The 6,496-nt window shown below is 36.1% G+C and carries 1 protein-coding gene; it reads left to right on the forward strand.

All coding sequences use genetic code 11. The annotated features are described in order from the left end of the window. Positions 1 to 1,412 precede the first annotated feature (1,412 nt). The gene (locus VIO64_RS11350) at positions 1,413 to 5,900 is read left to right on the forward strand and encodes an Eco57I restriction-modification methylase domain-containing protein (protein WP_331918209.1); all 4,488 of its coding nucleotides are present in this window, start codon (positions 1,413 to 1,415) and stop codon (positions 5,898 to 5,900) included. Positions 5,901 to 6,496: the final 596 nt, after the last annotated feature.

Genomic DNA, 6,496 nt, shown 5'->3' on the forward strand with positions numbered 1-6,496 from the left:
GCTATATGGAATAGAGTTGGAAGGTATGCCAATAAAGGTTCTACAGGCATTGCAGTATGTGAATATGAGAATGCGAGGCTTACTATAAAACATTTATTTGATGTCTCCCAGACCCATGGGAAAGAAGTTATCGCTACTAGCTGGAAGTTTGATGATGAGCTCACAAAACATATTGTTATGCATTTTTCACAAGAACATAATCTAAACACAGAAAATTTTTCAGAATGTATCAAGCAAATATCGCACAAAACTGTTATGGAAAGCCAATACCTGCAATTACATAGTTTTTATGAGGGAGATGAAAATGTTATATTTGAAAGCCTTCCACAGGATGGTTTGCAGATGCAGCTTCAAGAAATGCTAAGCGATAGTATTTCATATTTTGTAGGAAAAAGATGTGGGCTGTCTGATGAAGAACTAGGTATTGGAGATGGTATGGCAACCATTGCACATTTTAATACATTGCCTTTAATTGCAAAGCTTGGTCATTTGGTTACATCTGTTTCAAAAGGTATTTTAATAGAAATAGAAAGAAGTATCAAAACTCTTGATAGGAAAAGGAGCACTGCAGATGAGCATATTAAAGATGGATTATACCGAGAAGGATGGAATGAAAATTCCCAACATTCAAATATCCAACGACAGCAATTACGACCAGCCACTGGGCAAATACAGCAGAATGGCAATGGAATACCTACTGGAAGGAAACCTACAGCGATATATGATTTTGAAAATGGATGGCACACTAATGGAGATAATGCACAAAGTTCAGGAGGAAGCAGTAGAGAAAATAGAGAATATATTGCAACAGATGCTGATGAAGAATCAGATGCCAAAGACAGAGGATATAATGGAGAAGACAAGACATATGAACAGCCTAAGGGCAGCAGCGGAGGAAATAGTCTTGAACGAACTGGTATACAAAGTAAGGTAAATCAACATAATAACGAAAATCCTAATCCATACCATGATGAGTCACCTGATAGTGGCTCATTTTTAATGCAAGAAAATATTAATGGGGTGTCGCTAAGTAAAATAAACTTCCAGTATTCAGAAAGCTATAATCTCTATCCAAACGGAGCGAAAACCAAATATAAAAATAATATTGAAGCTATTAAGTTGTTGAAAAGGATTGAGAGTGAAAATCGCCTTGCAAATCATGATGAGCAGATAGTGTTAGCACGTTATGTAGGCTGGGGCGGTCTCGCCAACGCTTTTTCTGATACAGCATCAGGCTGGGAGAATGAATATCAGGAACTGAAACATTTACTTGATGAAAAAGAATATGAGGATGCAAGAAATTCAACAATAACGGCATATTATACTGAACCTGACTTAATAAAGCATATGTATAGTGCAATTAGGCAGTTTGGGTTTACTGGTGGAAAAATAGAAAGATACTTGATCCTGCTATGGGAACAGGAAATTTCTTTTCGGTCCTTACAGATGATCTTGAAGATACAGCTATATACGGTGTTGAAATTGACAGTATCACCGGGAGAATTGCAAAACAGCTATATCAGAAGGCTAAAATTAGTGTACAGGGCTATGAAACTACAAATTATGATGACAACTCTTTTGATATCATACTTGGAAATATCCCTTTTAACAATATTAAGCTTTATGACAAAAGATACGCTGATGAGAATTTTTTGATTCATGATTATTTTATTGCAAAGTCCTTGGATTTACTAAAGCCTGGCGGAATCATCGGATTCATTACAAGTAAAGGTACCATGGATAAGAAAGATACAAAAGTCCGTGAATATATAGCAGAAAGAGCGGATTTAATAGGAGCTATCAGGCTTCCTAATGATGCTTTCAAGGCTCTTGCGGGAACTGAGGTTACAGATGATATTCTATTTTTCCAAAAGTATAGCAGCCCAAGGAGTCTCGACAAGTTTTCTCTGCCTGATTGGATTTTCACGGATACCAGAAAGTCTGATTATATTCATATGAATCAGTATTTTATTGATAATCCGGATATGATACTGGGAAAAATGCAGCATAGCAGAAATATGTATGGAAATGAAGATGGAACAGCTTGTATTGCAACAGATGGACAGGACTTATATGAAGAACTAAATAAAGCTATTAGTAAACTTAATGCGACATTCTGTGCTGAAGCAGTTGTACCAGTAGAAGAGGTAGAGGAACCTGAAAATGAATCGATAGAGGTTCATGCACCTGCTGGAACAAAGAATTATACTTATGTTGTTATGGAAGATAAGATTTATTACTGTGAACACAATAAGTTAATTCCACAAGATTACACCGGTAAAAGGGCACATAGGATTAAAGGACTTTGTGAAATAAGGGAAGCCTTATTAGAGGTTATTGATGTACAAACAAGGGAATATGTGCCTAGCAAGCTCAAAGATGCACAAAACATATTAAATGATGTTTATGATAGTTTTGTTAGTGAGTGTGGATTTATAAATGACAAAGCAAACATAACTGTGTTTTCAGATGATGACCAATTTCCGTTGCTTCGTTCAATTGAAGACCAAGGCTATGATAAAAAAACATGGACAAAGGCACCAATATTTTATAAGGCGACAATTAAATCATATCGTTTACCCCAACATGCAGAAACAGCAAAGGAAGCCCTTGAGATAAGCCTAAATGTAAAAATGAAAATAGATTTATCGTATATGGAAGCATTAACAAATAAAAGTGCAGACACATTAATAGAAGAACTTGGAGACCGGATTTTTTTAAACCCTCAGAAGTATTATGGAAACTATTATGAAGGATGGGAGCTTAATGAGGAATACTTAAGTGGACAGGTAAAGGATAAGCTTTTGTATGCCAAAATGAAAGCAGAGGAATATCCTGAATTATTCTCAAGAAATGTAAAAGCCTTAGAATCAGTGCAGCCTCAGAAACTATTACCTGGAGAAATCGACTTTAGAATTGGATCATCTTGGATACCGAGAGAGTATTATCGTCAGTTTATGCATGAAACCTTTGGAACTCCCTACTATTTAAAAGATGCTATAGATATCGAGTATATGGAATTTACAACACAATGGCGTGTGCTAAATAAGACAAGAGATTCAAGCTCAGTTAAAGTTAACAATACCTATGGGACAAAAAGAGTAAATGCATATCAGATTTTTGAGGACTGTCTAAATCTCCAAAGCACTACAGTAAGAGACCCAGTTCCATATATAGATGCAAATGGTAAGGACCAAATCAAATATGTCATTAATGCAAATGAGACCATGATAGCAAGAGCCAAACAAAATCAGATAAAGGAATCTTTTGCAGGATGGTTATTTAATGAAAAAGACAGGGCAGAGATACTTCTAAAAATCTATAATGACAAATTCAATACCATAAGACCAAGGGTTTATGATGGTTCACACTTGGTTTTTCCCGGAATGAGTGATGAGATAAAGCTTCGCCCTCACCAAATGAACTTTGCAGCCAGGGTAATATATTCCGGTACAGGATTAGCAGGACATGTAGTTGGTGCAGGTAAAACAGCAGTGCTTATCGCTTCAGGAATGTATCTAAAAAGTATTGGTGCAATCAAGAAACCAATGTATGTAGTCCCAAACCATTTGACAGAGCAATGGGCAAAAGAATTTTATCGGTTCTTTCCACAGTCTAAAATACTGGTGACAACTAAGAAAGACTTTGAAAAAGCCAATCGAAATAAATTTGTATCTCGTATTGCAATGGGTGAGTATGATGCAATTATTATCGGCCACAGCCAATTTGAAAGAATACCTATATCAAAAGAACGTCAGGAATGGCAGCTTAATGATGAGATTAATCAAATCTCTCATGTTATAAAAAAGATTCGTGATGAAAAGGGAGATAATTGGTCAATAAAACAAATGGCCATCTTTCAGAATAACCTTAAAAACAGGCTGACAAAGCTTTTGGCAGAGGGGAAGAAAGATGACCTTTTAACATTTGAACAGTTAGGTGTGGATTACATTTTTGTCGATGAAGCTCATGTTTATAAGAATTGTTTCACTTATACAAAAATGAAGAATGTAGCAGGGATTGGAAAATCATCAAGCCAGAGGGCTTCGGATATGCTTTTGAAGTGTCAATATCTCCAAGAAATTAATAATGGAAAAGGAGTTGTATTCGCTACCGGAACTCCTATTTCAAACAGTATGAGTGAGATGTATGTGATGCAAAAATTCCTACAGCCGCAGATGCTTCAAAGAATGGGGCTAAACTATTTTGACAGTTGGGCAGCTACTTTTGGAGAAGTGGTATCCTCCTTGGAAATTACTCCTGAAGGCTCCGGATATCGAATGAAAAATCGTTTTGCTAAATTTCATAATCTGCCTGAACTTATGAATATGTTTGGACTTGTGGCAGGTATACAGACGGCAGATATGCTAAGGCTTCCAACACCTGATATTGATGGTGGTAAAGCAACGATTATTGCAATAGAAGCAACACCATTTCAGAAAATGCTTATGGAAACCTTTGTTGAGCGGGCTGAGAAAATCCGTACCGGTCAAGTAGATGCATGTGAAGATAATATGCTGAAACTCACAAATGAAGCCAAGCTCATGTCCATTGACCCACGATTGGTCATTGGGGAAGCTCCAAATGATGTGGAGAGTAAGCTTAATATGGCTATTCATAAGGTGTTTGATATATGGGAAGCCACAAAAGAATCTCGTTCAACGCAAATCATTTTTTGTGACTCAGGTACTCCAAAGCCGGGTCAGTTCAACGTTTATGATGAAATCAAGGAGTGCCTTATTGAAAAAGGCATTAATGCTGAAGAGATAGCTTTTATTCATGATGCAAAGACGGATGAGCAAAGAGAAGCATTATTTGAAAGGGTAAGAGCTGGTGATGTCAGGATACTGCTTGGAAGTACATCAAAACTTGGAACTGGTACAAATGTTCAAAATAAACTCATTGCTGTACACCATCTTGATTGTCCTTGGAGGCCAAGTGATATTGAGCAGCGTGATGGTAGAATCCTAAGGCAGGGAAATGAAAATCCGGTAGTAAACATCTTTAGGTATGTTACCAAAGGCACCTTTGATGCCTACTTGTGGCAGATCCAAGAGCAAAAGCTGAAGTATATAAGTCAGGTAATGACGGGGAAAAGTATCTCACGTTCTTGTGAGGATATGGATGAGACTGTTTTATCGGCAGCTGAGGTAAAGGCCATTGCAACTTCAAATCCTTTATTAGCTGAGAAAATGGAAGTGGATAATGAAGTTACAAGATTAAAGTTTTTAAAAGCCAATTGGAATAATGAAAAGATAATTCTAAAGCGTAATATTGAAAGCAAATATCCTGGCTTGATAGCCCATTGTGAGCAAAAGATTGAAGCATTAAAAAAGGATATTGGTTTGAGGGATAAAACTGCTTCCCAAGATTTTATCATGAATATTGATGGAAAATCATTTGCTGAAAGGGTAAAAGCAGGAGAAAGACTTCTTGTTATGAGTAAGGTTAATTATATCCATGTAAATGGTGCTCCACTTGAAATTGGAACATATCGTGGCTTTAAGATTTTACTTGCTCGAACAGGCTTTGAGCAAATGGAGGTTCAGATTAAAGGGGCATTGGCTTATCGAGTGGAGCTTGGTAATTCTGAACTTGGCTGTATAACAAGAATAGAAAATGCAGTAGAAAGAATTGATGGTTTTCTTAATGATACTGTTAGGAAATTGGAGGATTCAAAAGTACAGCTTGAAGAAGCAAAAGCAGAAGTAGATAAGCCTTTTGAATTTGAAGAATGTCTAAATGAATTTTCAGCACGCCAAGTAGAGATAAACACCAAATTGGAGTTTAAAGAGTTAAGAGAGCAGGAAGAGGTTATTGTTGATGAAAATGTGCAAGGAAATGAAAATGAGCATCAGGCGGGGGAAGTGAAATGTGAAATGGCAATTGCTGAAAGGTAGAATGATAGAATAAGGTAATATGGAATCTTAAAAATAAAGCATTGCGGTAATATTCTTGTTCATTATTATTTATCAAATTAATAGGTATCATGTTTAAAATCGTCAATAAAAGCACCGTTTAATCTAAACCAAGAATTTATTTGATGATTGCATAGTGGATTATCTGCGTAAGGATTAACATATGCCCATGTTTTGCAATCCCTGTAGGTTTGTGGGTTTGTTAAATCTGAGAAAACAATTGCAGAGATTTTTCTAGAGGCATCACATACTGAAATTCCTTGTCGTGCTTTACTATCATAGAGATTTAAATTTTTTTCATTCATATTATTTAGATTTATGAATATCCTTCTGCATAATGGCCTCAAGTATGAATTAACGATTTCAGTTTCTAATCTATGAAACATATGTTAATAGAGCTTGTCCTATCTTCCGTAGAATTTCGGTAGCTTAGTTTTACTTCATTTTTCTCATCCTGCTGACTGTTTACCATGCTCTTCCACCTTTGAAATGCTATTAATAAGGATTGGAAGTAGTTTATATCCCTTAATACGATGAAAGGTTGATTCAACTTTCATAAATCCACAAGATAACCATCT

The sequence above is a fragment of the Pseudobacteroides sp. genome (assembly GCF_036567765.1).
In the GTDB taxonomy this organism is placed as follows: domain Bacteria; phylum Bacillota; class Clostridia; order Acetivibrionales; family DSM-2933; genus Pseudobacteroides.

What these genes read in the sequence shown, in the direction of transcription:
- VIO64_RS11350 (WP_331918209.1), top strand. Translation starts at nt 1,413, where the DNA reads ATGGGAACAGGAAATTTCTTTTCGGTCCTTACAGATGATCTTGAAGAT.